Source organism: Nonomuraea sp. AD125B (assembly GCF_041402765.1).
Taxonomy (GTDB): domain Bacteria; phylum Actinomycetota; class Actinomycetes; order Streptosporangiales; family Streptosporangiaceae; genus Nonomuraea; species Nonomuraea bangladeshensis.
Window position 1 is genome coordinate 482,491 of the sequence record NZ_JBGLOU010000002.1, and the last position, 25,210, is coordinate 507,700.

At 71.6% G+C, this 25,210-nt stretch carries 21 protein-coding genes; 8 read left to right on the forward strand and 13 right to left on the reverse strand.

All coding sequences use genetic code 11. From position 1 onward, the window contains the following. Positions 1–12: 12 nt before the first annotated feature. Positions 13–519: a GbsR/MarR family transcriptional regulator gene (locus ACBR40_RS07190; protein ID WP_371247977.1), complete on the reverse strand. Its 507-nt coding sequence runs from the start codon at positions 517–519 to the stop codon at positions 13–15. 69 nt (positions 520–588) lie between these two features. On the opposite strand from ACBR40_RS07190, the gene ACBR40_RS07195 reads away from it, so the two are divergent. Further along, positions 589–1,419: a class I SAM-dependent methyltransferase gene (locus ACBR40_RS07195; protein WP_371248352.1), complete on the forward strand. Its 831-nt coding sequence runs from the start codon at positions 589–591 to the stop codon at positions 1,417–1,419. Positions 1,420–1,512: 93 nt separating this feature from the next. Here the strand turns inward: ACBR40_RS07195 and ACBR40_RS07200 are convergent, their stop codons facing one another. Beyond that, the gene (locus ACBR40_RS07200) at positions 1,513–2,004 is read right to left on the reverse strand and encodes a helix-turn-helix domain-containing protein (protein WP_344207638.1); all 492 of its coding nucleotides are present in this window, start codon (positions 2,002–2,004) and stop codon (positions 1,513–1,515) included. 96 nt (positions 2,005–2,100) lie between these two features. Between ACBR40_RS07200 and ACBR40_RS07205 the strand changes: the two genes are divergently transcribed. Together ACBR40_RS07205 and ACBR40_RS07210 are read left to right on the forward strand one after the other, a co-directional pair. After that, complete coding sequence (locus ACBR40_RS07205; protein WP_253767451.1) at positions 2,101–2,598, forward strand: hypothetical protein; 498 nt, start codon at positions 2,101–2,103, stop codon at positions 2,596–2,598. A gap of 119 nt (positions 2,599–2,717) precedes the next feature. Then, a complete protein-coding gene (locus ACBR40_RS07210; protein ID WP_371247978.1) occupies positions 2,718–3,944 on the forward strand; it encodes an alpha/beta hydrolase family protein in 1,227 nt (408 codons plus the stop codon). Positions 3,945–3,987: 43 nt separating this feature from the next. Here ACBR40_RS07210 and ACBR40_RS07215 read toward each other — a convergent pair whose 3' ends face one another. Beyond that, positions 3,988–4,734, reverse strand: coding sequence for a hypothetical protein (locus ACBR40_RS07215; RefSeq protein WP_371247979.1), 747 nt, complete (start codon positions 4,732–4,734; stop codon positions 3,988–3,990). A 155-nt stretch (positions 4,735–4,889) separates the two neighbouring features. Between ACBR40_RS07215 and ACBR40_RS07220 the strand changes: the two genes are divergently transcribed. From ACBR40_RS07220 to ACBR40_RS07235, 4 genes are read left to right on the forward strand one after another with little or no spacing between them, the layout of a single operon-like run. After that, on the forward strand, positions 4,890–6,200 hold the full coding sequence (locus ACBR40_RS07220; RefSeq protein ID WP_371247980.1) for a cytosine permease: 1,311 nt from the start codon (positions 4,890–4,892) through the stop codon (positions 6,198–6,200). A 14-nt stretch (positions 6,201–6,214) separates the two neighbouring features. Beyond that, positions 6,215–7,804, forward strand: a complete 1,590-nt coding sequence (locus ACBR40_RS07225; RefSeq protein ID WP_371247981.1) for a hydantoinase/oxoprolinase N-terminal domain-containing protein — start codon at positions 6,215–6,217, stop codon at positions 7,802–7,804. Next, a complete protein-coding gene (locus ACBR40_RS07230; RefSeq protein WP_371247982.1) occupies positions 7,789–8,922 on the forward strand; it encodes a DUF917 domain-containing protein in 1,134 nt (377 codons plus the stop codon). The genes ACBR40_RS07225 and ACBR40_RS07230 overlap by 16 nt, the downstream gene beginning before the upstream one ends. Before the next feature lie 7 nt (positions 8,923–8,929). Next, positions 8,930–9,649: a FadR/GntR family transcriptional regulator gene (locus ACBR40_RS07235; RefSeq protein ID WP_371247983.1), complete on the forward strand. Its 720-nt coding sequence runs from the start codon at positions 8,930–8,932 to the stop codon at positions 9,647–9,649. Here ACBR40_RS07235 and ACBR40_RS07240 read toward each other — a convergent pair. From ACBR40_RS07240 to ACBR40_RS07280, 9 genes are all read right to left on the reverse strand, one after another. Further along, on the reverse strand, positions 9,646–10,704 hold the full coding sequence (locus tag ACBR40_RS07240) for a LacI family DNA-binding transcriptional regulator (RefSeq protein ID WP_371247984.1): 1,059 nt from the start codon (positions 10,702–10,704) through the stop codon (positions 9,646–9,648). The genes ACBR40_RS07235 and ACBR40_RS07240 overlap by 4 nt on opposite strands. Positions 10,705–10,709: 5 nt before the next feature. Further along, the gene (locus ACBR40_RS07245; RefSeq protein ID WP_371247985.1) at positions 10,710–14,672 is read right to left on the reverse strand and encodes a carboxypeptidase regulatory-like domain-containing protein; all 3,963 of its coding nucleotides are present in this window, start codon (positions 14,670–14,672) and stop codon (positions 10,710–10,712) included. A 79-nt stretch (positions 14,673–14,751) separates the two neighbouring features. Next, positions 14,752–15,654, reverse strand: coding sequence for a PmoA family protein (locus ACBR40_RS07250; protein WP_371247986.1), 903 nt, complete (start codon positions 15,652–15,654; stop codon positions 14,752–14,754). Further along, the gene (locus tag ACBR40_RS07255) at positions 15,651–16,745 is read right to left on the reverse strand and encodes a Gfo/Idh/MocA family oxidoreductase (RefSeq protein WP_344207626.1); all 1,095 of its coding nucleotides are present in this window, start codon (positions 16,743–16,745) and stop codon (positions 15,651–15,653) included. Before ACBR40_RS07255 ends, ACBR40_RS07250 begins: the two co-directional genes overlap by 4 nt. A gap of 24 nt (positions 16,746–16,769) precedes the next feature. After that, positions 16,770–18,056 carry a sugar ABC transporter substrate-binding protein gene (locus tag ACBR40_RS07260; protein WP_344207625.1) on the reverse strand — a complete coding sequence of 429 codons (1,287 nt, stop codon included), beginning with the start codon at positions 18,054–18,056 and terminating at the stop codon, positions 16,770–16,772. 23 nt (positions 18,057–18,079) lie between these two features. After that, the gene (locus tag ACBR40_RS07265) at positions 18,080–18,907 is read right to left on the reverse strand and encodes a carbohydrate ABC transporter permease (RefSeq protein WP_344207624.1); all 828 of its coding nucleotides are present in this window, start codon (positions 18,905–18,907) and stop codon (positions 18,080–18,082) included. Next, positions 18,900–19,802: a sugar ABC transporter permease gene (locus ACBR40_RS07270; RefSeq protein WP_344207949.1), complete on the reverse strand. Its 903-nt coding sequence runs from the start codon at positions 19,800–19,802 to the stop codon at positions 18,900–18,902. The genes ACBR40_RS07265 and ACBR40_RS07270 overlap by 8 nt, the downstream gene beginning before the upstream one ends. 447 nt (positions 19,803–20,249) lie before the next feature. Beyond that, a complete protein-coding gene (locus tag ACBR40_RS07275) occupies positions 20,250–21,299 on the reverse strand; it encodes a LacI family DNA-binding transcriptional regulator (RefSeq protein WP_371247987.1) in 1,050 nt (349 codons plus the stop codon). 77 nt (positions 21,300–21,376) lie between these two features. Beyond that, complete coding sequence (locus ACBR40_RS07280; RefSeq protein WP_371248353.1) at positions 21,377–22,330, reverse strand: LacI family DNA-binding transcriptional regulator; 954 nt, start codon at positions 22,328–22,330, stop codon at positions 21,377–21,379. Positions 22,331–22,474: 144 nt separating this feature from the next. Here ACBR40_RS07280 and ACBR40_RS07285 point away from each other — a divergent pair, with 144 nt between their 5' ends. After that, entirely contained in the window at positions 22,475–24,895 is a 2,421-nt protein-coding gene (locus tag ACBR40_RS07285) for a glycoside hydrolase family 2 TIM barrel-domain containing protein (RefSeq protein WP_371247988.1), read from the forward strand. Here the strand turns inward: ACBR40_RS07285 and ACBR40_RS07290 are convergent. Then, positions 24,892–25,167, reverse strand: a complete 276-nt coding sequence (locus ACBR40_RS07290; protein ID WP_371247989.1) for a hypothetical protein — start codon at positions 25,165–25,167, stop codon at positions 24,892–24,894. The two genes, ACBR40_RS07285 and ACBR40_RS07290, sit on opposite strands and share 4 nt — an antisense overlap. Positions 25,168–25,210: the final 43 nt, after the last annotated feature.

Here is a 25,210-nt window from a genome sequence, read left to right on the forward strand (position 1 = left end):
TACTGCGGCGGTTCAGTCGTCCTCAGGATCGGCCGCCTGGAGGCGACGCCACTTGGCCATCGATCGCTCGATCTCCTCGCGCATGAACGCGAAGAACCGCCCAGTCTCCTCCAGCCGCCGCCCGGCGGGGGAGTCGTCGCCCAGAAGCGTGACGCCTTCCTCCGCGCCGGTCTGTACGTGGACCAGCACCGGCACGGACTGGCTGATGTAGTGGCTCCAGGTGTGCTCGTGGATGCGGCAGAAGTCGTGCCTGCTGCCGGGTGCGCGGCCGCGTTCGACCAGCCGTACCTGCACCAGGTACTTGACCGCCCCCGAGATGGCCGGCGCGCCGACGCCCAGCCGCTCGGCCAGCTCGGCGGCCGTCAGCTTGCCGGAGTCGGTGACCAGCAGCGCGGCGTACACGCGTGCCGCCATCCGCGGCATGCCGGACTCGACCAGGATCTGCGCGAACCGTTCCCGGAAGTCCGCGATGGCGTCCTCGCCGGCTCGCGTCACCACCGCTCCGTCCTCCGCCGTCATGACGCCAGAGTCTAGAGCATTTCGGAAACTTCACGAATTTCGTGAAATAGGAGTAGCGTCGTTGTCGTGATGGACACCGGACTCCTCGGAGTGCAGAAAACCCTCACTCCCGTCCTCAAGGCCAAAGCGCTGGACAACCGGCTCCCGGACCCGATTCTCGGCGACACCTACGCCGAGCGGGTGATGCGCCTCCTCGACCCCGCCTACGACCAGCGCAGATTCGGCACCAGCCAGCTGGGCCTGGTCGCCGTGGTCCGCGCCCGGGCCCATGACGACTGGGCCCGCGATTTCCTCGCCGAGCACCCCGACGCGGTGGTCCTGCACCTGGGCTGCGGCCTTGACGCCCGCCCCTACCGCATCGACCCGCCCCCCACCGTCGACTGGTACGACCTGGACCACCCCACCGTCATCGACCTGCGCCGGCGGCTCCTTCCGCCGCGCGAGCACCACCACACGCTGATCGGGGCCGATGTCACCGACCTGACCTGGCTGGAGCGCGTCCCTCGCGGCCGGCCGGCGCTGATGATCGCCGAGGGGCTGGTGCCGTACCTGACCGAGGAGGACGTCCGGCGGCTGCTGACGAGCGTCGTCGATGCCTTTCCTTCGGGCCAGATCCAGTTCGACACGGTGGCGGTCTGGGCGTGGCGCACCTCGAGGTGGAACCCCACGCTGCGCATGTACGACGCCCGGTTCCACTGCGGCTTCGACGTACCGGCGGCGCTGGCCGCGTGGCATCCGCGGCTGGAGTACGTCGACGAGGCGCCGATGAACGACGCGCCGCTCCTGATGGCCAGGGCCCCGGCGGGCGTCCGCCGCTTGTACCGGGTCATGAACCTGCTGCCGGGCATGAAGCGCTCCACCCGCATCGTGCGCTTCCGCTTCCGCGAGACGCCGGTCTGACCACCGCCGCCGGGCCGGCCGAACCGTCCGTCGGACGTTTGTGCAGGTGTGTACGGCCCGGAAGCGACTCCGGCCACCTGGTCCCACTGCTTCTCAGGAGCTTTCCACGAAGCGCGCGCCCGGCCCGGGTGTGCGGCAGATGTCGTCCGGGGCGAGGTGGCTGTGCCCCGCAGCGCACTCCAGGACGACCTTGACCGGCTCGTCGCAGGAGCTCGCATCGCCGACGGGCCGGTGCCGGACGATGACCGACGGGCCCTGCGGGTCGGCGAGATACGTGTCGCCCCATTCCAGGAGCGCCACGAGCGTGGGCCGCAACGCCCGGCCCTGCTCGGTGAGCTCGTAGGCGAAGCGCTGCCGATCCCCGGGCTCCTGATAGGGCACGCGGCGCATCACTCCCGCCGTCACCAAGGTCTCGAGCCGAGTCGCCAGGAGATTTCTGGCGATCCCGAGGCGGGAGTGGAACTCGCCGAACCGGCGCGCGCCGTCCAGCGCTTCACGGACGATCAGCAGCGACCAGCGCTCCCCCACCACCGAGAGGGCGCGCGCCACCGAGCAGTTCACCGGGTCGATTCGCCGCGTCTCCATGGGACGAGTGTACCCACCTGGGTTTACAAGTTGTACTTAGCCATCCTAGACTCCGGGGCCTGAGTTGAAGAATTAAACTCATGGAGGAGATCGACCATGCCCATGCTCGACGTGTACATTCCCGACGGCGCGCTCCAGCCCGACGCCGAGGCGGCCCTGCTGAAGCGCATCACCGAGATCCTCGTCCGCAACGAGGGATTCGACCCCGCCGACCCGGTGAGCCGTTCCGTCTCCTGGCTCTGGCTGCACCGACCGGCCGGCGTCTACGTCGGCGGCGAACCCGCGGACGCACCTCGCTACAAGGTCGTCCCGTCCGTCCCCGAGGGCCAGCTCGACGAGCAGAAGCGTGCGAGCGTCATCGCCGAGGTCACCGAGGCGATCCTCGACGCGGAGAACGGCGCCTGGCCGCGTGACGCCAGCCGGATCTGGGTGTTCCCCACCGAGATCCCCGAGGGTCACTGGGGCGGCTGGGGCCAGATCAGGCCGCTCGCGACGATCCTCGCCCGGCTCACCGGCGACGACACCGAGCGGGCCCGTACGCTCGCGCGTGAGCGGATCGCCGCCACCCGGGCCGAACACGCCCGCCTGCCCTGATGAGCGGCGAACGACGTCGGCGGACCAAACGGCGCGCCGGCCGCGTCGTGCGGCCTGTCGCGGGTCCCTCTCATGACTTTATACACCGGGCGTATACTCTCAAGGTATAGTCGCTCGGCATGAGTCAGATGATCGACGACCGAACGTCCACCAAGCCCTTTGCGCCGCGTACAACATGGCGGCGAGGCCGGCGGGCCGCCGTCGCCGGGCTCGTCGCCGTGATGGCCGTGTCCGGCCTCGCGCCCGTCGCCTCCGCTTCCGCCTCCGCGTCCGCTGAGCCGTATCTGCCCGCGCCCACCGGCTCGCGGCCGGTCGGCACCACCTCCCTGTACCTCAAGGACGCCTCGCGCCCCGACCCCTGGGTCCCCAGCGTGAAGGCTCGCGAGCTCATGGTCTCGCTGTGGTATCCGGCCGAGGCGCCGGGCCGCCACCGCGCCCGGTACATGACGCCCAAGGAGTCCGAGCTGCTGCTCAAGGACGGGGACATCACCAGCGTCCCGGCCGACACCCTGAGCAAGGTGCGCACCCACGCCTTCACCGACGCCCGCCCCGCGGGACGCCCGCACAGCCTGCCCCTCGTCGTGCTCTCTCCCGGGCACAGCAAGCCCAGGTCCGAGCTCACGGCCCTGGCCGAGGACCTGGCAAGCCGGGGATACGTGGTGGCCGCCATCGACCACACCTACGAGAACGTCGCCCAGACCTTCCCCGACGGGCGGGTCACGACCTGCGTCACGTGCGAGATGAAGAAGGGCCCGGCCGAATGGGTGAAGCTGGAGAAGGGCCGGGCCGCTGACGTCTCCTTCGTGCTGGACGAGCTGACCGGCGCGCGCCCCAAGTGGAAGTACGCGCGGCTGATCGACACCTCCAGGATCGGCATGTCCGGTCAGTCCGCCGGCGGCGCGAGCACGCTGTCGGCCATGGCCGCCGACCGCCGGTTGCGTGCCGGCATCGACGTGGACGGCACGGTCGAGGCCGCGCTTCCCGAGGGCGGGCTGTCGCGGCCGTTCCTTCTGCTGGGCAAGCCCGCCACGTACACGCCTGGGAAGCCCGGGACCGCCGCCAACTGGGAGAGCGTCTGGGCGGGGCTGCACGGCTGGAAGCGCTGGCTGCTGGTGGACGGGGCCGCGCACACGTCCTTCACCGACCTCGGTGTGCTGGTCGACCAGTTCGGCATCGAGGACGGCGCCGACATCCCCGGCGTCCGCGCCATGGCCATCACCCGCAGGTACGTCGCGGCCTTCTTCGACCAGCACCTGCGCAAGAAGCCGCAGCCCTTGCTCGACCAGCCGTCGGCGAGCTACCCGGAGGTCAAGTTCTGCGCCCCGGAGAAGAAGACCTGCGCGTAGCGCCGGCCTGCGCATCCTGAAGCCATCACGATCAGCGCAGCGGTTACCAGCTGAGCATCTTCGGACGGCCGGCTGGGGCAGGCAGCCGGTCGCGCAGCACCTGCGCGCCCAGCGGGACCAGGGCCACGCAGAGCAGGCCGGTGACCAGTACGTCAGGGATGGAGGCGCCCTTCAGCACGCCCACCCAGGTGCCCCCGGCCAGCAGCAGCATCGCGGCGCGGGCGGTGCCGAAGACGCCCGATCGCCAGGCGGCGACGGCCAGGAGGAGCGAGCCCGCGTACTGGCCGACCGAGGCCCAGACCGGCACCCGCCACGGCCCGTAGGAGATGTCGACGTACTCCTTCATGATCGCGTTCGTCGCCTGGTCCAGCCCGATCACCTCGGTGAGCTGGAAGGCGGTCTGGTCGGCGCCGGCGAAGTACAGGCGGGAGAAGAGCCCGGCGGCCAGCAGCGTGGCGCCCCACCAGGCGAGGCCGCCGCCGATCCGCTGAGCCAGGGCGACGAAAGCGGGGAAGAGCAGCACCGCCCCCAGCGCGAAGACCGCATAGGCGAGGGTGAGCAGGGCGGGCGCCGAGGTGTACGCGAGGAGTTGGCCGTAGGCGGCGAAGGGCTGTGCCTCCGCCCACGCGTGCTGCTGAGGGGTGAGGGCGGTGGCTGTGCCCAGGTAGCGCAGCAGGTATCCGGCGCACATGATCAACGGCCCCAGGACGAGCGTCGCGCCGCTGATCCACCGTCCGGGGAAGAACGTGTTCATGGGAGCGAGCCTGCCGAGAGCGAGCTGGGAGATCATCTGCCGATCGTCAACCGTCGTCCCCGTCGAAAGTCAGGTCGCACTCTGGGATGCGCTTGCACCGCTGGAATAGGGGCGTCCCGCCTCTTCCCGTGATCACTTACGCCGACGTAGCGTTCGCATGAAAAGACCGCTTCGGCCAGAAGGGGCTTCGCATGCGTTCCACCTCGGTGCCGGCCTTACCCGGCGACACTCCCGCACGCGACGACTACGCCTTGGAACGAGTTCCGCCCTCCGCCCGCTACGCATGGCCCACGGTCGCGATTCAGCGCTTCGGGTTGCTGTCGGCACTGAGCCAGTTCCTCCTCGGGGCCACGCTCGGCATGGGCATGACGTTCTGGGACGCCGTCGTGGCCATCACCCTCGGCGCGGTGATCCTGGAGCTGGTGGCCATCGCGGTCGGCATCGCCGGCATGCGGGAAGGCATGTCCACCACGGTGCTGGCCCGGTGGGCCGGGTTCGGGCGGCACGGGTCGGGGCTGGTCGGGATCGTGGTCGCGGTCTGCCTGCTGGGCTGGTTCGGCGTGCAGTCGGCGGTCCTCGCTCAGGGGCTCGCCGCGTTGCTCGGCGGGCCGCCCGTCTGGGCGTGGGCCATCGTCGGAGGGCTGGTGATCACGGCGATCGTGGTCGTCGGGTTCGCCGGGATGGCCTGGACGGCCTGGATCACCGTGCCGGCCTTCCTGACGCTGGCCGGCTGGGCCGTCGTCGTCGAGCTCGGCAAGCACGACGTGGCCGACCTGGTGGCGTCCGCGCCGCCCGGCACGCCGTTGAGCCTGGCGCAGGGCGCCACGCTGGTCGCGGGTGGCTTCATCGTGGGCGCGGTCATCAGCCCGGACATGTGCCGCTTCAACCGCAGCGCGGCCGACGTGGTCAAGCAGACCGTCATCGGGATCACGCTCGGCGAGTACCTGCTGGCCCTCATCGGCGTCCTGCTCGCGCACGCGCTGCGCACCGGTGACGTGGTGGCGATCGTCACCACCACCTCCGGCGTCGTCGGCACCGTCGTGCTGCTCACCGCCACCTTGAAAACCAACGACTGGAACCTGTACGCGGCCTCCTTGGGGGTCACCAACGCGCTGCACACCATCTTCGGCGTGCGGCCCGGGCGGGCGGCCGTCACCGTCGGCCTCGGGGTGATCGGCACGGCGCTGGCCGCCCTCGGCATCGCCGACCACCTCGTGGACTTCCTGGTGCTGCTCGGTGTCGCCGTCCCGCCGATCGCCGGGATCATGATCGCCGAATACTACGTGGTGCGGCGGTGGCGGGAGGAGTTGACGTCGTCGCGGAGCAGCGGCGGCCTGCCCGCCGAGGCGCCGAACTGGGTGCCCGCCGGACTCGTCGCCTGGGTGATCGCCGCCTTCGCGGGGCACTACCTGGCGTGGGGCATCCCCGCGCTCAACGCGCTGGTCATCGCCGCGCTCGTGTACGTGGCGGCGGGCAAGGCCCGCCTGTGGACGCAGTCCTGAACGAAGGAGTACGGGTGCGCATAGGGATCGACGTGGGAGGCACCCACACCGATGCCGTCATCATGGACCACACCACCGTCCGGGCCGAGATCAAGACGGTGACGACCCCGGACGTCACCACGGGAATCGTCACTGCTCTGCGTGAGTTGCTGGCCGCCGGCGGCATCGGCAGGGACCAGGTCTCCGCGGTCATGATCGGCACCACGCATTTCACCAACGCCCTGGTCACGGGCCGGCACCTCGCGCCGACCGGCGTCGTCCGGCTCGCCCTGCCCGCCACCGCGGCCCTGCCCCCAATGGTGGACTGGCCGCACCGCCTGCTGTCCGCGATCAGCCCGTCCGTGTACCTGTGTCACGGCGGCCACGAGTTCGACGGCAGGCTCATCTCCCCGCTCAGACCCGACGAGCTCAAACGCGCCGCCGCCGAGCTGCACGCGCGCGGCATCGACACGGTGGCCGTCTCCTCGGTGTTCTCACCGGTGGCCGCCGACCTGGAGGAGCAGGCCGCCGCCATCCTGCTGGCCGAGCTGCCGCACCTGCACATCAGCCTGTCGCATCAGATCGGCCGGGTCGGTCTCCTGGAGCGGGAGAACGCCACCATCGTCAACGCCTGCCTCCGCCGGCTGGCCGACCAGATCGTGGACGCGTTCGCCGGCGCGCTGGAGGCCGTCGGGGTGACGGCGCCGCTGTTCCTGTCGCAGAACGACGGCACGCTCATGGACGCCGAGTACACGCGCCGCTATCCGGTGCGTACGTTCGCCTCCGGCCCCACCAACAGCATGCGCGGCGCGGCCCATCTGTCCGGGCTGAGCGACTGCGCGGTCGTGGACATCGGCGGCACCACCACCGACGTGGGGGTGCTGACCAACGGCTATCCGCGGGCGGCCACCGGCGAGGTCGACATCGGCGGGGTGCGGACGAACTTCCGCATGCCGGACGTGCTGTCCATCGGCCTGGGCGGCGGGAGCCGGGTCGTCACCGGTCCCGCGCTGGAGGTCGGCCCGGACTCGGTCGGCTACCAGCTGACCGAGCAGGCGAAGGTCTTCGGGGGAGGCGTCCTGACCGCGACGGACCTGGCGGTCGCGGCCGGTCTGGCCGACATCGGCGATCGCGCGCTGGTGGACCACCTGGACCGCGACCTGATCCGGCAGGGCATCGACTGGATGGCCACCCGCGTGGCCGACATGGTCGAACGCATGCGCGTGTCGTCCGCTCCGCTGCCGGTCGTGGTCGTCGGCGGCGGCAGCGTCCTCATGCCGCCGGACCTGCCGGGCATCCCCTCGGTGCATCGGCCCGAGCATCACGCCGTGGCCAACGCCATCGGCGCCGCCATCGGGCAGATCGGCGGCGAGGTGGACCGGCTGTTCGCGATCACCGCCGCGCTCAGCCGGGAGGACGTGCTCGACCAGGCTCGCGCCGAGGCGATCGACCGGGCCGTCGCCGCGGGCGCCGCCCCCGGCAGCGTCCAGGTCGTGGACATCGACGAGGTGCACGTGGCGTACCTGCCGGGCAACGCGGTCCGCGTCCGCGTCAAGGCCATCGGTGATCTCGACCTCAGCCGCCCACGTACCCCTGAGGAGGACCGGCCATGGGCTACGACCTGACGCTGGAAGACGTACGTGACCTGGCCGAAGGCGCGGCCCTGCTGGGCACCGGAGGCGGCGGGGACCCCTACATCGGGCGCATGCTGGTGGAACGGCAGCTTCGCGCCGGCCGGCGCATCCACGTCATCGGCGTCGACGAGCTGCCTGACGACGCCCTGGTGCTGCCATCGGCGATGATGGGGGCGCCCACGGTCTTCGTGGAGAAGCTGCCGTCCGGCGACGGCAACCTCGCCGCCCTGCGTGCCCTCGAACGACATCTCGGCCGCTCCGCCGCCGCCACCATGCCGATCGAGTGCGGCGGGCTCAACAGCATGATGCCGTTGCTGCTGGCCGCCCAGGCCGATCTGCCCGTCGTCGACGCCGACGGCATGGGCCGCGCCTTTCCTGAGCTGCAGATGGAGACGTTCGCCGTCTACGGTGTGCCGGGCAGCCCGATGTCGATCGCCTCCGATCACGGCGACGTGGGCATCGTCGAGGCGGTCGACAACCGGCGGATGGAGCACCTGGCCCGTGCGCTGACCATCCAGATGGGCGGCGCCGCCTACATCTGCGACTATCCGATGGACGCGGCGACCGTACGGCGCACCGCCATCCCCGGGACCCTCACCCTCGCCCGGCGCCTGGGGGCCACGCTCCGGCGCGCCCGCCAGGAGCACGCCGACCCGTTCGCCGCACTCAGCGCCACCCTCGCCGACACCATCTACACCCACAGCCGGGTGCTGTTCGCCGGCAAGGTGGTCGACGTCGACCGCAGAACCGTCGACGGGTTCGCCCGCGGCCGCGTCACGCTGGCCGACGCGGCCGACGACGGGGACACCCTGGAGATCGTCTTCCAGAACGAGCACCTCGTGGCCCGCCGCGGCGGGCGCGTCCTGGCCATCGTGCCCGACCTCATCTGCACGCTGAACAGCGAGACCGGGACGCCCGTCACCACCGAGGCGCTCAGCTACGGCCAGCGGCTGACCGTCTTCGCCATCTCGACCCCGCCGATCATGCGCACCCCGGAGGCGCTGGAGGTCTTCGGGCCGGCCGCCTTCGGGCTGCACGAGCCCTACACGCCGGTGGAGGACCTGAACCAGCCGGCGAGGCGGCAACCACGCCAGGGGCAGATGGCATGATTCCGCCATGACGGAGATCGGGAGAGCCGGTGCGCACGACCGGGTGGTCAGCAGTCTGGGGGCGGCCATCGTCAACGGCGACATCGGCCCTGACGCCGACCTCGACGTGCCGGCGCTGCAGGACCGCTTCGCGGTGAGCAGGACCGCCGTGCGCGAGGCGCTGCGGGTGCTGGCCGCCAAGGGCCTGGTGGGGGCCAGGCCCCGGCGGGGCACCTTCGTCGCGCCGCGGCAGCAGTGGGCGCTGCTCGACGCCGACGTGCTGCGCTGGCGTTTCGCGGACCGGGTGGACGAACGCTTTCTCGACGAGCTGGGCGAGGTGCGGCTGACCGTCGAGCCGGCCGTGGCGCGCATGGCGGCGCTGCGCCGCACCGACCGCGACCTGGCCGATCTGGAGGACGCGCTGGCCGGCATGCGGGCGGCCGTGGGCCGGCCGGTCGGCGAGCACGTGGAGGCCGACCTGGCCTTCCACCACGCGCTGCTCCGGGCGGCGCACAACGAGCTGATGGCGCAGATGACCACCGCCATCGAGGCCGGGCTGCGGCTGCGCGACCAGTTCGTGCACACGGCGCTCACCGGAGAGTCCGCCGACAAGCACGCCGAGGTGCTGCTCGCCGTACGCAGGCAGCGGCCCAGGGCGGCCGAGTCCGCGATGCGAGCGCTCGTCGAACGCTCGATCGCGGACGTCGAGCTGGCCAGGCAGGTGCACGGCGAGCAGTCCGGCCGCTAGCCGGGGCGGCGAGGCGGCGTGCTCTCCCGGAGGACGACCTCGGCGGGCAGCCGCACGCCCGCTTCCCCGGACCCGTCGCCCGACCCGTCGTCGGACAGGGCCAGGCGCATCGCGCTCAGTCCCGCCTCCCGCAATGGGACCGCCACCGAGGTGAGCGCCGGCCGCACGTCCATGGCCGAGTCGATGTCGTCGAAGCCCGCCACCCCGAGGTCCGCCCCGGGCAGCACCCCGGCGTCGCGGAGGGCCGTCATCGCGCCGATCGCCATCACGTCGTTGACCGCGAACACCGCCTCGACGTCCTCGAACCCCCGCTCCACCAGCCGCCGGGCCGCTTCGTAGCCGCCCGTGCGGGTGAAGCCGGTCTCGACGGCGAGCGGCTCCGGCGCCCCCGCCGCGGCCAGCTCCGCCAGGAAGCCCTCGTGCCGCTCCCGCGAGGTGCGGATCTCCGGCGCCGCGTGGAACACCGCGAACCGCCGGTATCCCACGCCGAGCAGCGCGCGGGCCAGCGCGGCGGCCCCGCCCCTGTTGTCCACGGTCACCGTGGCGAACGGCAGGTCCCGCTGGCTGATCAGCACCACCCGGCCGCCGGCCGTGCGGTATTCGGCCAGTTCCTCGACGAGCGTCTCCCGCAGCCCGGTGCCCTCGATGCGGCTGCCGGTCACGATGATCACCTTGGGCCGCTGCCCCCGGAGCGTCCTGACGATCTCCAGCTCCCGCTCCGGCGAGCCGTCGGCCACCGCCATGGTGACGATCAGCCCGGCCGCCTCCGCCGCCTGGACGACCCCGGCGGCGATGGCGGAGAAGTAGGGGTCGGCCACGTCGCGCACCACCAGCGCGACGGTCCTGGTCGAGCCCTTGGCGATGGCCTGCGCCGACAGGTGCGGCTCGTAGTTGAGCTTGGCCGCCGCCGCCCGGACGCGGGAGACGTTCTCCGACCTGACGTTGCGCGAGCTGCCGTTGAGCGCGCGCGAGGCGGTGGCGACCGACACTCCCGCCTCTCTGGCGACGTCGTGCAGAGTCGGGGGGGACAAGGGGGCTGCGGACCCGTCAGTCATGGCGGTCATTTTGTCATCACCGTCAACGGCCGGCTCCTGGTCACGCCGGCCGCGTTCGCCAGCTCGGCGACGTAGGTGTGCTCGCCCGCCGGGCGGCCTACGAGCACGGTCGCGGCGGTCTGGGCGGCCGGGGTCGCGGCAGTGAGCCGCTGGGTGTCGACCAGGACGCCGTCCTCGTAGAGCCGGTACGTGGTGGCGTTGGTGCCCCACCACATGTTCATCCGGATCGTGTAGTCGCCGTCGCGGTCCCAGTTGTCGCTGCTGAGCACCGGCGTGCCCGGGTTCGCCTCGGTCACCTTCACCGTGACGGAGGTGGTGGCGGTGCGGCCGGCCTGGTTGATCAGCTCGCCGGTGTAGACGTAGGTGCCGTTCACCCGGCCGCCGACGGGGACCGTGGCCTGCTGGGCGGCGGGGGTGCGCGGGGTCAGGTCACGCCTGGCGATCTCCTTGCCGTTCTCGTACAGGACGAGGACGCTGGCGTTGACGCCGTACCAGAGGTTCATGGTCACGTCGTAGGCGCCGCGCCGCAGGTCGGCGCCGGTGGCCGAGAGCGTGCCGCGGGCCGGGGGCTTGACGGCGCCGTCCTGGGGCGGCTCGGGCTCCGGGCGGGTGACCTTGACGAGGTAGGTGGCGTCCGCGGTGCCGTCCTCGGAGACCACCTTGACGGCGACCTCGGTGTCGCCGACCGGGAGCGGGATCGCCGGTGAGGCGGTGCCGCTCGCGACGGGCCCGCCCTGGACGGTGACGGCCGCCTTCGGGTTGAGCGCGGTGGGCGTGAACGTGATCCGGTCGTGCGGGACGGTCAGCGTGTACGCGCGGACGTCGGGGTCGAAGGCGGGGTCGAGCGTGCCCGCGCCGGGGACGAGGGCGGACAGGGTGGTGTCCTGGGCGAGCGGGCCGCGCCTGATCCGCAGGGTGTGGGAGCCCTCGGTGCCGTCCTCGGCGGTGACCACGACGCTCACCTCGGCGCCCGTGTCGCCGAGCGTGATCTCGCGGGTGGCCCGGGCCCCGTCCGCGCGCTCGCCGTCGATGGCCACCGACCTGGCGAACGGGCTGCGCGCCACGGCGGTCACCGTCACCTTCGACACGCGGGCCGGCATTTCCAGCACGCCGTCGGCGGGCGTGCCCTGGTCGGTGTTCAGGCTGAGCAGGCCGGCGTCGTCGCGGGCGAGGCCGACGCCCTGCGCGACGCGGATGTCGTCGAGGTCGATGCTGCCGTAGTTGGTGCTGGTGGCGCTGTACTCGAGCTTCGCCACGGCGTCCGCGGCGGTTCTGAAGGCGGCCCCTTCGAGCACCTTGCGGCCGTCGATCAGCAGGTCGAAGCGCTGGTTGACGGTGTCCATGACGGCGGCGACGTGATACCAGCGGCCCGGCTCGTACGCGCCCACCGTCTTCGTGGTCGCGCCGGCGTAGGCGACGATCGTGTCCTTGGTGAAGGCGAGGCTGACCGCGTTCTGGCCGCGCGCGTCCTTGATGTAGGGGACCGACCACCAGTGGTTGCCGGAGGAGTAGGGACGCTCGCTCCTGACGTTCGTCTCGACGGTCACGATGCCCTTGAGCGCGACGTCGCGGGTGAGGCTGGTGACGCCGCTGTTGGTGGTGCGGGTGAGCCGGACGCTCCGGTCGCCCGCCACCTCGACGATCTCGGCGCTGCCGCCCGCGGCGCTGACGGTCAGGCCGTCGCCGCTGGTGAGCGGGCCGGTGGGGAGCCGGTCGAAGTCGTGGACGGCCACGTAGGTGGGTGCGGGGCGGACGAGGAGCAGCGAGCCGGCGGCGGCCGTGGTGGCCGCCTCGACCCTCGGGGCCGGCGTGGTCTTCGTCACGAAGCCGTCGGCGGTGGCGCGCAGCGTGTAGCCCTCGCCGATCGGCACGTTCGCGGCGGTGAAGGCGCCGTCGGGGCCGCTGGTGGCGGTGGCGAGCGTCTGGTCGCCGTCGCGTACGGTGACGGCGGCGCCGGGCAGCGGCTCGGCGGCCTGGTCCAGCACGCGGCCGGTGATCGTGCCGACCGTGCTGGTCGAGGCCATGGTGAGGGCGACGACGCTCACGTTGCCCCGCCGTACGTTCACCGTGGCCGTGGCGGTGGCGTAGCCGTTCCTGGTCGCGGTGACCTCGACGCCGTCGGCGAAGGGCACGTTCCCGATCGCGAACCGGCCGTCGGCGCCCGTGACGGACGTGGCCCCGGCGGCGGTCACGGTCGCGCCCGTGACGGGGGCGCCCGCCGGGGTGCGGACGGTGCCGGTGACGGCCTCGCCGGCGGCGCCGTCGGGGGTGGTGTACTCGAAGGCGCCGATGTCGGGGGCGCCGTTGTAGAGGGTCGCCCCGGCGTAGTCACGGCCACCGTTCCCGGCGATCTCCGTGCTCGCGTCGATCGCGTACGAGCCGGAGGCGACGCGCAGGCCGTACGCGGTCTCCAGCGCGGGACCGGTCTCCGGAGTGCCGTAGGGGCCGTCGAGCGGGGCCTTGACGAAGCGCGGGTCGGCCGTGACCACGGCGTTCCGGTCGCCGGGCGGCACCGTGAGCGCCGCGCCGCCGTAGAGGTTGTGGCTGTAGGAGATGGTCGGGCTGGTCGTCAGCACCGCGCCCGCCCTGGTCGAGTGGAGCAGGTTGCCGGTGATGTCGTAGCGGGCCTCCAGGTAGCTGCCGTACCCGTAGATGAGGTAGCCCGACCGGTCGTTGTAGATCGTGTTGTTGTAGATCTTCGCGGTGGCGGCCCGGTCGGAGTGCAGGTAGATCTGGTAGCGGGTGTTGCCCGCGATGACGTTGTTCCTGACGACGGCGTCGCCGAAGCCGAACTGGCACAGCAGCACGCCGTCGCCGTTGCCGTGCAGGTAGTTGTACTGGACGACCTGCCGGGTGGTGCCCTTGTCCGGGTCGATGCCGTTGGAGTCGGCGCCGCCGGCCTTCTGCTGGGTCTCGTACACCTCGTTGAACTGGAACGTCACGTCGTCGGCGTAGTACGTCTCCATGCCGGAGGTGCCGGTGCGGTAGACGACGTTGCGCTCGACGAGGGCGCCGCGGATGTTGGTCAGGTACATGCCGTTGCACCCGTACGCGGTGCCGGCCTGGGTGATGTGGTTGTTCCTGATGACGATGTTCGTGTGCGGGGTGAACTTCGGGTCGTCCCGGTTCTCGCGGGTGCCCCAGCCGGTGGGCTCGGCGACGATCTCGCCGGCGTCGTTGCGGCCGTCGCCGGTGTACTGCTTGAACACGATGCCGGCGAACGACGTGTCGGCGATCGTGGAGTTCTGGATCAGCACGTCGTTGAGCACGGTCGCGCGGTCCGGCGGGGCGCCGATGTCGGGCACCGTCGTGTCGAAGACGATGCCGCCGGTCTTCTTCGAGCCGTCCCAGCCGGTCTGGAAGCGGATGCCGGGCGCGTTGTTCGCCACGCTGCCGCCGATCCAGTTGACCTGGCCGGTGACGTCGTGCACGGCTACGCCGTCGATGACGAAGCCGTCGAGAGTTTGGCCGTTGTCGCCGGAGACGTGGATGCCGCGCAGGTCGCGCAGGTTCGCGCCGGGCGTGCCGGTGGCCGGAACCTCGTTGCTGACCTCCAGGTTGCGGATGGTCCAGAACTCCTGGTTGAACAGCCGTACGGCGTCGCCGACCTGGCCCGCGGCGTCGATGCGCGGCTTGGTGCCCTCGCCGTAGCGGTCGATGGTGATCGGGGCTCCGCTCGCGCCAGAGCCCTTGGGCCAGAGCTGCTGGCCGGTCCACCGCTGCCCGGCGCGCAGCAGGATGCGGTCGCCGGGCTGGAAGGTGGTGGCGTTGACCTTGGCGAGCGACTTCCAGGCGTGCGTCTCGTCGAGCCCGGAGGCGGTGTCGTCGCCGCCGGCCGCGTCGACGTAGTAGGTGGTGCCGGCCGCGGCGGCGTGGGTCGTGGCCGCCGCCGCCGTGGGGGGCGCCAGGGCGGTGGCCGTCAGGGCCGCCGTCAGCAGGCGCAGCAGGATCGATCGGGCAGGGGGCATGGCCGTGCTCCTCATCAGGGGGTGGGCGCGGGCGCGCCGGCGGGAGGTCAGCTCGGTTCGGCGGCGCCTTCCGGCGGGGTCAGCGCAGCGCCTTGCGGCCCTGCTCGGCCAGCAACGCGCTGCCCTCCTCGCCCCGGTCGCCGTCGGCGATCACGACCGCGTACCGGAAGGAGACGCTCTCGCCGTCCGGCAGCGCCAGCTCCTCGCTGAAGAACGGGGCCGGATTGAGGCAGGCGAAGTCCTCGGTGCGGGCGAACCACCGCGGCGGATGACGCGGGTTGGCCTGGTCGTCCACGATGACGATCGTCGAGTGGTCGCCGCTCTCGTCGTGCCGGCCGCGGAAGCCGAACCACTCGGCTCGCGTGCCCCGCAGCTCGTCGCCGCCCGCCCCGTCCGGCGACTGGACGACGCCGTCGGTGAACGAGCGGGGGCCGCGCCAGAACAGGCCGCCGTAGCCGGCGTTCTCGCGGCCCTTGGTGGTCGGCGAGCCGAAGTCGAGCGTGGCGCCCGACACGTTGGTCATGGTCGTCTCGAAGACCAGCGCCCAGGTGAACGCGTCCACGACCGTGGCGCTCAGCGCGCGCCGCTCCTCGATGACGGGCGCGCCCTCCTGGGAGGTCCAGCCGAGGGTGTGCCCGATGACGAACCGGTCGCCGTCGGCCTCCAGCGTGGTCATCTCGCGGTGGGTGGCGCTGCCGTTGTTGGCGAGCTGGACGTACTCGCCCTCGACGTACGTCGGCCCGCCCCAGAAGTTGTGCTCGCCCACGTGCGGCAGCGACCAGGCGATGCCCTTGTGCCAGACGTGGTCGTGCGGCCGGAACAGCGACACGAGCGCGCCGCCGAGGGTGCGGATCGGGTGCACGTACGGCTTGGGCGACTCCAGCACCAGCGTGTCCGGGCGGTAGACGTAGGTGAACAGCTCCACGTCTCCCGCGCTGACGGCGACGGACCGCCCGATCGTGTGGACGGCGTGCAGGGTCATGCGTTCCTCCAGGGGGCGCCCGTGCCGTCCATGCGCCGGGCGAACGGGCTGTCGGCGGTGATCTGGCCGCTGCGGACGCGCTCGCCGGTGAAGGCGGAGGCGTACAGGGCGGCGATGAACTCCATCGTCCGGCGGGTGTCGGCGGTGCCGACGGGCGGCGGCCGGTCCTGGTCGAGCGCGTCGAGGACGGCGGCCAGCCAGCCCGCGTGCCCGCTGGCCTCCTCCGAGCGGTCCTTGTCCCACAGGGCCTGGACGTCCTCGTGGCCCGGCGCGGGGGTGACGGTCCAGTCGTCGTCGGTGTAGCCGTACAGGTGCTCGACCTCGACCGTGGCGTGCTCGTAGTCGAAGCGCAGCCCGGAGGTCTGCCGGGGGGAGACGACCGAGTTCACGACCGTGGCGAGCGCGCCGTTCTCGAACGTCACCAGCGCCATCGACACGTCCTCGGTGTCCACCGCGCGGGCCTGCCTGGCGGCCATCGCCGTGATCTCGCGCCACGGGCCGAGCACCGACAGCAGCAGGTCGAACTGGTGGATGCCGTGGCCCATCGTCGGGCCGCCGCCCTCGGACTCCCACGTGCCGCGCCACGGCACCGCGTAGTAGGCCTCGTCGCGGTACCACTGCGTGACGCAGGTGGCCAGCAGCGGGCGGCCGAGGTCGCCCGCGTCCGCCAGGCGGCGCAGCCGTACGGCTCCCGGGCCGAAACGGTGCTGCAGCACGGTCGCGACGCGCGCCCCGGTCTGCCGCTCGGCCTCGGCGAGCGCGTCGAACTCGGCGAGCGACAGCGTCGGCGGCTTCTCGATCAGCGCCGTCACCCCGGCCTCCAGGCACGCGTGGGCGAGCGGCGCGTGCGTCTGCGGCGGCGTGCACAGGTGCGCGAGGTCGAGCTCCTCCGCGCGCAGCAGCTCCTCCGCGCTTCCGTAGGCGCGGGCGGCTCCGCCGTACGTGGCGGCGAACTCGCCCGCGCGCCCGGCGTCCACGTCGGCCACGGCCACGAGGCTGACGCGGCCCTTCGTCTCCTGGATCGCCTGGGCGTGGGCGTGGGCGATCGCTCCGGTGCCGATGATCGCGGCCCGGTAGTTGCGTTCAGACATGTGTTCCTTCGCTGGTGGAGGAGGTCAGGCGCCGTCGATCTCGGCCTGGAGCTCGGCGATGAACGCCTTGGCCGCCTGTTCCGGCGTCTCCCGGTCGAACAGGACCTCCTCGGTGTGCCGCTTGATGATCGCCTCGATGGAGCTGGCGCCGTTCGGGGTCACGCGGGGGGCCGTGCCGACCTTGACGGTGTCGAGGTACTCGGCCGCCGCCTTGTCCGTCTCGTTGAGCTTCGGGGCGATGGCGGCGCGGATCTTCGTGTTGGCCGGGACGCCCCGGTCGGTCAGCAGGATGTCGGCCGCCTCCTGGCTGTTGGCCAGGAAGTCCACGAACAGCGCCGCCTCCGCCGGATGCTTGCTGCGCGAGGAGACCGACCAGAACATCGACGGCTTGAAGTACGCGCCCGGGGCGGACGCCTGCGACTCGCCGGGCAGCCTGAGCAGCTTCAGCTGCTGGCCGCTGGCCGCCGTGAGCGAGGTGAGCTGGGTGTTCCACCAGGTGGCGAAGGCCGAGGCGTTGGTGGCGGTGCCCGACTGGTCGAGCGACCCGCCGGCCCGCTCGATCGTCACCGACGGCGACGGGGCCGCGCCGCCCTTGCTCAGGTCCTTGATGAAGCTCCAGTAGCCGGCCAGCACGTTCTCCGGCACGGCGACCTTGCCCGCCTGGTCGAACAGCGCCGCCCCTTGCTGGCGGACCCAGATGTTCATGCTGCCCGCGTCGAAGCCGAAGGACTGCATGCCGGTGACCTTGCCGCCGCCGGCCTTGGACAGCTCTTCGGCGGTCTTCTTCAGGTCGTCCCAGGTCCAGGTGGTGTCGTCGGGCAGCTTCACCTTGAGCTGGTCGAGCAGGGTGGTGTTGGCGACGATCGCGTACGTGCTCAGGCCGACGGGCAGCCCGTACTGCTTGCCCTCCACCACGCCCGTGTCCAGGGCGCTCTTGTCGAAGTCGGCGGTCTTGAGGTGCTGGGAGGCGGTGCCGAGGTCGAGCAGCGCGCCGCGCTCGGCGTACGAGGCGAGGTAGAGCTCGTCCATCTGGATGACGTCAGGGGCGTCGTTCGCGGCGACGGTCGTCGCGAGGCTCTCCCAGTAGCCGTTCCAGTCCTTGAACTCGCCCTTGACCGTGATGTTCGGGTGCTTCTTCTGGAAGGCGTCGATGACCTGCTGGGTGCGCTTGTGCCGTTCGTCGGCGCCCCACCAGGTGAAGCGGAGGGTCACCGGGTCCTTGGACAGCTCCTGGCTCGCGTTGCCGCCGCCGCCGCTGCCGCAGGCGCTGAGCAGGAGTGCCGCCGCGGCGGCAAGGGCGATTCTCTTCATGGTGGTTCCTGTTCGGTGGGGGGTCACTTGCCGCCGGTGGTGGCGATGCCCCGGATGAGGTACCGCTGGCCGACGAGGAAGGCGAGGAAGACCGGGGCCAGGGACACCACGCTCATCGCGAACATGGATCCCCACGAGGTGGACACGGTGGCGTCCACGAACGAGCGCAGCGCGACCGGGACCGTGTACATCTCCGGGTCGGTCAGGTAGATGAGCTGGCTGAAGAAGTCGTTCCAGGTCCAGATGAAGGTGAAGATCACCGTGGTGGCCAGCGCCGGCAGCATCAGGGGCAGGATGATCCGGACGAAGATCCGGGCGTGGCCGCAGCCGTCGATCCTGGCCGCCTCGTCCAGCTCGCGCGGCAGGCCGCGGATGAACTGCACCATGAGGAAGACGAAGAACGCGTCCGTGGCCAGGAACTTCGGGACCACCAGGGGCAGGAACGTGTTCACCCAGTCGAGCTGGGAGAACAGGATGTACTGCGGCACGATGATCACGTGGATCGGCAGCATGATCGTGCCGAGCATGACGGCGAACCACAGGCGCTTGCCGGTGAAGTCCAGCCGGGCGAAGGCGTACGCGGCCATCGAGCAGGACACCAGGTTGCCGACGATGCAGGCCAGCACGAGGATGGCCGAGTTGAGCAGGTAGTGGCCGAAGGGGGAGGCCAGGGCGTTCCAGCCCTCGCCGTAGTTCTGGACCTGCAGGCTGTCGAGGATCAGGCCGGGGCGGCGGAAGATCTCGCTGTTGGGCCGCAGGGAGCTGACCACCATCCACAGCACCGGGTAGAGCATGACCAGGGCCAGGAGGATGAGGGCGGCGTGCTTGGCCGCCTTGCGAAGGTCAGTCATCGTAAACGACCCAGAATCGGGCGGCCCAGAAGTTGACCGCGGTGAACCCGGCGATGATCAGCAGGAGCAGCCAGGCGAGCGCCGAGGCGTAGCCCATGTCGAAGTTGCCGAACCCGCGCTGGTACAGGTAGAGCGTGTAGAACAAGGTCGAGTCCGACGGCCCGCCGCTGCCGCCCGAGACCACGAACGCCTGGGTGAACGACTGGAAGGCGTGGATGATCTGCAGCACCAGGTTGAAGAAGACGATCGGTGACAGCAGCGGGATCGTGATCCTCCTGAACTGCGTCCACTTTCCGGCGCCGTCGGTGGCGGCGGCCTCGTAGTACATGGCCGGGATCTGCCGCAGACCGGCCAGGAAGATCACCATCGGGGCGCCGAACGTCCACACGTTCAGGACGATCAGCGTCGACAGGGCCGTGTCGGGGTCGGAGATCCAGCCCCGCCCCTCGATGCCGACCACCGCGAGCACCTGGTTGACCAGGCCCTCGGCGCCGAAGATCTGCTTCCACAGCACCGCGATGGCCACGCTGGAGCCGAGCAGGGACGGCAGGTAGAACGCCGAGCGGTAGAAGGCCAGGCCGCGCAGCCCCCGGTCGAGCAGCAGCGCCAGGCCGAGGGCGCAGGCGAGCTGGAGCGGGACGGAGACGATGACGTAGACCAGCGTCACACCGAGCGCGTGGTGCAGCCGGGTGTCGCTCAGCATGCGGGTGAAGTTGTCCAGGCCGGTGAACTCCGGCGGCTGGATCAGGTTGTAGTCGGTGAAACCGAGCGCGAACGAGGCCGCGATCGGGCCCGCTGTAATGAGCAGCAGACCGGCGAACCAGGGGGCCAGGAACACGAAGGCGGCCTTGTTCTCCTTCTTGCCGCCGAGAGTTCCGCCGCTGCCCTTGCGCATCCGCCGCAACTCGCCGAGAGCGCTCAAGCGGGCCTCCTCGACGCGATCATCCGTGACCTCCTGTCACCAAGGACGGGATCGGGACCGCCTTGGGAAAACGTATTCCGCAGTTTGCACGGACGTAACGTGAGCGTCAAGAGTGTTGCTGGAGCAATCAGCGAACTGTGTGGTCCGAGCGGCGGGGATCTGACCAGCACGGACGTGGTCGAGGTGGGGGACAGGGGCTCGCGGGCCTGGCCGGGGCGCGTTTCCAGGGCTGCGGGGCGCTTTCCGGTGGCGGTTACCGAGAGTCAAGGGCGCGAGAGGCGGAGCGCGGACGTGGGGTCGCGGGGGAGTGGCGGAGGTCCGCGGCGGGTGGTCAGGCGGGGGTGGCTGGTGCCGTGGCGCTCAGGCGGGGATGGCTGGTGGCGCGGCGCTCAGGCGGGGATGGCTGGTGGCGCGGCGAGATCAGGCGGGGGTCGTCGGTGCCGTGGCGGGGCGGGTGCTGTCGCGGACGATCAGGCGGCCTTCGACGCTCATCCGGCGGCCCGTGCCGCCCTCGCCCAGCACGACGCGGATCGCCTCCGCCCCGACCTCCGCCAGCGGCAGCGCCACCGTCGTCAGCCGCGGCGTCACGTCATAGGCGAGCGGTATGTCGTCGACCCCCGTCACGGAAACGTCGTCCGGCACCGCCACACCGGCGGCGTGAAATGCCCTGAGCGCGCCGATGGCGACGATGTCGTTGACGGCGAGAACCGCCCCCACGCCGGCCATTCCCGATTCGGCCAGCCGGCGCGCGGCATCGAGCCCGCCACGGCGGCTGACCTCGCACGGAACGAGCCGGATATCGCGTTCTTCGACGCCTCCGGCGCGCAGTCCCGCCATGAACCCGGCGGTGCGGTCGGCCAGGTTGCGCAGATTCCTGACACCGGCGAAAATCGCCACCCGGCGGTGCCCGATTTCGGCGACAAAGGCGCCCATGATGTGCCCGACCCGGAAATTGTCGAAGCCGATCGAGTCGAATTCCATGTCCGTCTCGCCGACGATGACGACGCGCCCGCCCTCCCGCTCGTACGCCCGCAGCTCCCTCGACAGCCGGACCTCGGCCTCGGCCGCCAGGAAGCGGTTGGAGGTGACCACGAGCGCGCGCGGGCGCAACGAGCGCAGCACGCGGACCGTCTCGGCCTGCCGCTCCGCGACGCCCATCGTGGCCGACACGGTGACGAACGCCCCTGCCGAGCGCGCCTCACGCTCCATGGCGGAGACCACCATGCCCATGGACGGCGTCGTGAGGTCGTCGGCCACGAGCGCGATCGAATCGCTGGCCCGGCGCATCGCCCGGGCGGAGGCGTCCACCGTGTACCGCAGGGCCGCCGCGGCGGCCAGGACGCGGGCCTCGTAGTCGGGGGCGACCTTCCGCGCGCTGCCGCTCAGGACCCGCGACGCCGTGGAGATCGACACCCCGGCTGCCGCGGCCACGTCGTGCAGCGTGACCGTGGGCCTCGCCGCATGCGGCATCCCTTTTGTCCTTTCCGACGGTGACCGGTAATGAAGCGTACTGCCCTTCCCCCATGCTCGACCGGGCAGGCGGATCTTCAGGTCGAGTCGCCCTGGACGAGGTGGCATTCGCCGAGGTCGCCGAGGCTGGTGTCCGCGGGCGGGGACGGGTCGAGGAGGAGCCGGGTCAGGTGGTCCCAGGAGGTGGGCGGGCCGAAGCTGATGGTGGTCAGGCGGGGGCTGGTCTGCGTGGCCACCGGGGTGTCGTCCACGCCGACCACGCCCAGCTCCCGCGGCACGGTCCGGCCGATGACGCGGGCGGCGGCCAGCGCCGCCGCGGCGGTGTCGTCGTTGTAGCAGGCCAGGCCGGTGCCGGTGGGGAGGGCGGCGATGGCGTCCAGGTCGGCGTCGGCGCGGAGAGCCACGGTGATGACCTGGGGTTCGTCCAGGCCGGCGGCTTCGCATGCCTCGCGTACGCCCTGTTCGCGGGCGCGCAGCAGCACGTCGTCGCGGGCCTCCGCGAGCCGGGCGTAGGCGAGGCGCCGGTAGCCGCGCTGCATGAGATGGTCGGCCTGGAGCCGTCCGGCTCGCCAGCTCAGTCCGCCGCGCTGGGAGATCGCGTGGGCGATGTCGAGGGTGCGGACGCCGGCCGCGCGCAGGACGGTGCGCTTGGCCTCGGGCAGCTCGGACAGCGCGATGACCACCCGGGGGCGGGCGGCGTCGATCATCGCGGCGAAGGAGCGCGGAGAAGCGGTGGACGAGCACATGAGCAGCGACAGGCCGTGCTCGGCCAGCGTCTCGGTGAGCTGGTCGGCGACCTGGCTGAACTGGCTGTTCGGGGCGATGGGGAGCACGAGGAGCACGAGGTCGCTCTGTCCGCGGGCGAGCGCGCGGCCCGCCGAGTGGGGGCGGTAGCCGAGCTCGGCGACGGCGCGTTCGACGGCGTCGCGGGTGGCCTCGCTGAACCGGTCGCCGTGTCCGTTGAGGATGTAGCTGACCGTCGAGCGGGACACGCCCGCCCGCTGCGCGACGTCCTCGCTGCTGACCCTCATCGGCACGGGCACTCCTGTCGTCTTTTCCGGGGTGGTCGGTCTGCGGGGCGTGCTCGGATTGATGGTAGACGGAGCGGCGGGCCACACCCTACGCTCACGTTCACGCGCGTGATTCACACGCGTGAACGCCGAAGGAGCAAGCCAGTGATCCGCGAACCCTTCAACGACGGCTGGCGCGTCAGCGGCCGGACGTCCCTCTTCGAGCAGTTCATGCCGGCCGCCGCGACGACGGAGGTCACGCTGCCGCACGACGCCATGCTCGCCGCCGGCCGCTCCGCCGAGGGCTCGGACGGCTCGCACACCGGCTACCACCGGCCCGGAGCCTGGCGCTACGACAAGGACTTCGAGGTGCCGGCCGAGTGGGCGAGCAAGCGAGTGACGTTCGAGTTCGAAGGCGTGTACCGGGACGCGATGGTCTACGTCAACGACGTCTTCGCAGGTCAGTGGGCCAACGGCTATGCCACGTTCCACGTCGCGGCCGATCCGTACCTGCGCTACGGCGCGACCAACACCATCCGCGTCGAGGCGCAGGCGCACAAGGACTCGCGCTGGTACAGCGGCGGCGGCATCCACCGCCCGGTGCACCTGCTGATCGGTGACCTGCTGCACGTCACCCCGGCCGGGCTGCGTGTGACCACCCCGCAGATCGACGACGACCTGGCCGTCGCCGCGGTCGCCACCGAAGTGATCAACGAGGGCACTGGCACCCGTACCGTCGACGTCCTGCTGCAGGTGCGCGACGGCGGCGGCGCGGTCGTGGCCGAAGACCGCGTCCCGTTGACCGTGCTGGCCGGGGAGCGGGCGACGGTGCGGCAGCGTGCCTACCTCCGCCGGCCCGCGCTGTGGAGCGTGGACGCGCCCAACCTGTACACGGCGACCGTCCGGCTGACGGACGCGGGCGGGCAGGTGGACGAGGCGAGCACGACGTTCGGCGTCCGCAGCGTGACGGTGGACCCCTTCCACGGCCTGCGGATCAACGGGGAGACCGTCAAGCTGCGCGGCGCGTGCGTGCACCACGACAACGGCCCGCTCGGCGCGGCCGCCATCGCCCGCGCCGAGGAGCGGCGCGTCCAGCTGCTCAAGGACGCCGGGTTCAACGCCATCCGCTCCGCGCACAACCCGCTCAGCACGGCCATGCTGGCGGCCTGCGACCGGCTCGGCATGCTGGTCATGGACGAGACGTTCGACATGTGGACGGTGTCGAAGACCGACGACGACTACGCGCGCCGCTTCCCGCAGTGGTGGGAGCGGGACGTGGACGCCCTGGTCGCCAAGGACTTCAACCACCCGAGCGTGATCTTCTACTCCATCGGCAACGAGATCCTGGAGATCGGCACCCCGCACGGCGCCCGCTGGGGACGCCTGCTCGCCGAGCGCATCCGCGCCCAGGACCCGACCCGCCTGGTCACCAACGCGCTCAACGGCATGCTCGCGATCATGGACCTGATCCCGGCGCTCATGGCCCAGGCGGCGCCCGCCGAAAACGGTGGGTTCAACGATCTGCTGGACGGCATGGGCGCGCTCGCGGCGCTGCCGGAGGTCGGCGAGCGCATCGCCGAGTCGGCCGCCGTACTGGATGTGGTCGGGCTCAACTACGGCGACTCCCGCTACCTCGCCGACCACGAGACCCACCCCAACCGGGTCATGGTCGGCACGGAGACCTTCCCCACGCAGATCGACCAGTACTGGAAGCTCGTCACCGAGCACGGCCACGTCATCGGCGACTTCACCTGGACGGGCTGGGACTATCTGGGCGAGAGCGGGATCGGCCGGCCGACGTACCCGGACGATCCGGTCGCTTTCGGCGCTCCGTACCCGTGGCTCACCGCCTCCACCGGCGACCTGGACATCACCGGCCGCCGCCGCCCGGTCTCCTACTACCGCGAGACGGTCTACGGTCTGCGCCGCGACCCCTACCTGGCCGTGCAGCGCCCCGAGCACCGCGAGCACCCCTTCCGGCCCAAGGGCTGGGCCTGGAGCGACTCCGTCGCGAGCTGGACCTGGGACGTCCCGGCCGGCACGCCCGTCACCGTCGAGGTGTACGCGGACGCCGACGAGATCGAGCTGCTGCTCGACGGCGTCACGGTGGCGAAGGCGCCGGTCGGCGTGGACAAGGCGTTCCTGGCGGCGGCCGAGGTGCCGTACGAGCCGGGCACGCTGGAGGCCGTCGCCTACCAGGACGGGACCGAGACCGGCCGCTGCCGCCTGGTCACCGCGGGCGCGCCCGCGCGGCTGCTCGTCACCCCCGACCGTCCGGGCCTCAGCGCGGACGCGCAGGACCTGGCCCACCTCGACATCCGGCTCGTCGACGAGCGCGGCACGGTCAACCCCGTCAGTGACCGTACGGTGACCGTCACCCTCGACGGCCCGGCGGCCCTCCAGGCGCTGGGCACGGCGCGGCCGTCCACGGAGGAGCCGTTCCAGGCGAACTCCTGCACGACGTACGAGGGCCACGCGCTGGCGGTGCTGCGGCCCACGGGGGTGGACGGGCGGGTCACGGTCACCGTACGGGCCGACGGGCTGCCGCCGGCCACCGTCACCATCGAGGTGACACCTCGGACCTAGCCCTTCAGGCCCGAGCCGACCACGCCGCGGATTGAAGTACCGCTGGGCCTGTCCCTTGGGCGGGTGTCGCGGATCGTCAGGTTGCGGATAATGACGTTCGAGACGCCGTTGAGGAAGAAGCCGCCGCCGACGATGGTCTTGTTGGAGGCCACCCGGATCTCGTCGCCCTTGGGCGAGCCGGGCCGCCCAAGCCGGGCGATCTCCCGCGACGCCTCGACAGCCCTGCGTCTGCCGGCCGGCCGGCGCGCGTGCCGGGTCGAGTTGACGCCCAAGGGCGAGGACCTCGCCGTACGGGTGCACGGGAAGATCGTCAGC

What these genes read in the sequence shown, in the direction of transcription:
- ACBR40_RS07260 (WP_344207625.1), bottom strand. Translation starts at nt 18,056, where the DNA reads ATGAAGAGAATCGCCCTTGCCGCCGCGGCGGCACTCCTGCTCAGCGCC.
- ACBR40_RS07195 (WP_371248352.1), top strand. Translation starts at nt 589, where the DNA reads ATGGACACCGGACTCCTCGGAGTGCAGAAAACCCTCACTCCCGTCCTC.
- ACBR40_RS07270 (WP_344207949.1), bottom strand. Translation starts at nt 19,802, where the DNA reads ATGCGCAAGGGCAGCGGCGGAACTCTCGGCGGCAAGAAGGAGAACAAG.
- ACBR40_RS07190 (WP_371247977.1), bottom strand. Translation starts at nt 519, where the DNA reads ATGACGGCGGAGGACGGAGCGGTGGTGACGCGAGCCGGCGAGGACGCC.
- ACBR40_RS07280 (WP_371248353.1), bottom strand. Translation starts at nt 22,330, where the DNA reads ATGAGGGTCAGCAGCGAGGACGTCGCGCAGCGGGCGGGCGTGTCCCGC.
- ACBR40_RS07200 (WP_344207638.1), bottom strand. Translation starts at nt 2,004, where the DNA reads ATGGAGACGCGGCGAATCGACCCGGTGAACTGCTCGGTGGCGCGCGCC.
- ACBR40_RS07205 (WP_253767451.1), top strand. Translation starts at nt 2,101, where the DNA reads ATGCCCATGCTCGACGTGTACATTCCCGACGGCGCGCTCCAGCCCGAC.
- ACBR40_RS07240 (WP_371247984.1), bottom strand. Translation starts at nt 10,704, where the DNA reads ATGACTGACGGGTCCGCAGCCCCCTTGTCCCCCCCGACTCTGCACGAC.
- ACBR40_RS07265 (WP_344207624.1), bottom strand. Translation starts at nt 18,907, where the DNA reads ATGACTGACCTTCGCAAGGCGGCCAAGCACGCCGCCCTCATCCTCCTG.
- ACBR40_RS07235 (WP_371247983.1), top strand. Translation starts at nt 8,930, where the DNA reads ATGACGGAGATCGGGAGAGCCGGTGCGCACGACCGGGTGGTCAGCAGT.
- ACBR40_RS07210 (WP_371247978.1), top strand. Translation starts at nt 2,718, where the DNA reads ATGAGTCAGATGATCGACGACCGAACGTCCACCAAGCCCTTTGCGCCG.
- ACBR40_RS07245 (WP_371247985.1), bottom strand. Translation starts at nt 14,672, where the DNA reads ATGCCCCCTGCCCGATCGATCCTGCTGCGCCTGCTGACGGCGGCCCTG.
- ACBR40_RS07275 (WP_371247987.1), bottom strand. Translation starts at nt 21,299, where the DNA reads ATGCCGCATGCGGCGAGGCCCACGGTCACGCTGCACGACGTGGCCGCG.
- ACBR40_RS07255 (WP_344207626.1), bottom strand. Translation starts at nt 16,745, where the DNA reads ATGTCTGAACGCAACTACCGGGCCGCGATCATCGGCACCGGAGCGATC.
- ACBR40_RS07250 (WP_371247986.1), bottom strand. Translation starts at nt 15,654, where the DNA reads ATGACCCTGCACGCCGTCCACACGATCGGGCGGTCCGTCGCCGTCAGC.
- ACBR40_RS07215 (WP_371247979.1), bottom strand. Translation starts at nt 4,734, where the DNA reads ATGATCTCCCAGCTCGCTCTCGGCAGGCTCGCTCCCATGAACACGTTC.
- ACBR40_RS07220 (WP_371247980.1), top strand. Translation starts at nt 4,890, where the DNA reads ATGCGTTCCACCTCGGTGCCGGCCTTACCCGGCGACACTCCCGCACGC.
- ACBR40_RS07230 (WP_371247982.1), top strand. Translation starts at nt 7,789, where the DNA reads ATGGGCTACGACCTGACGCTGGAAGACGTACGTGACCTGGCCGAAGGC.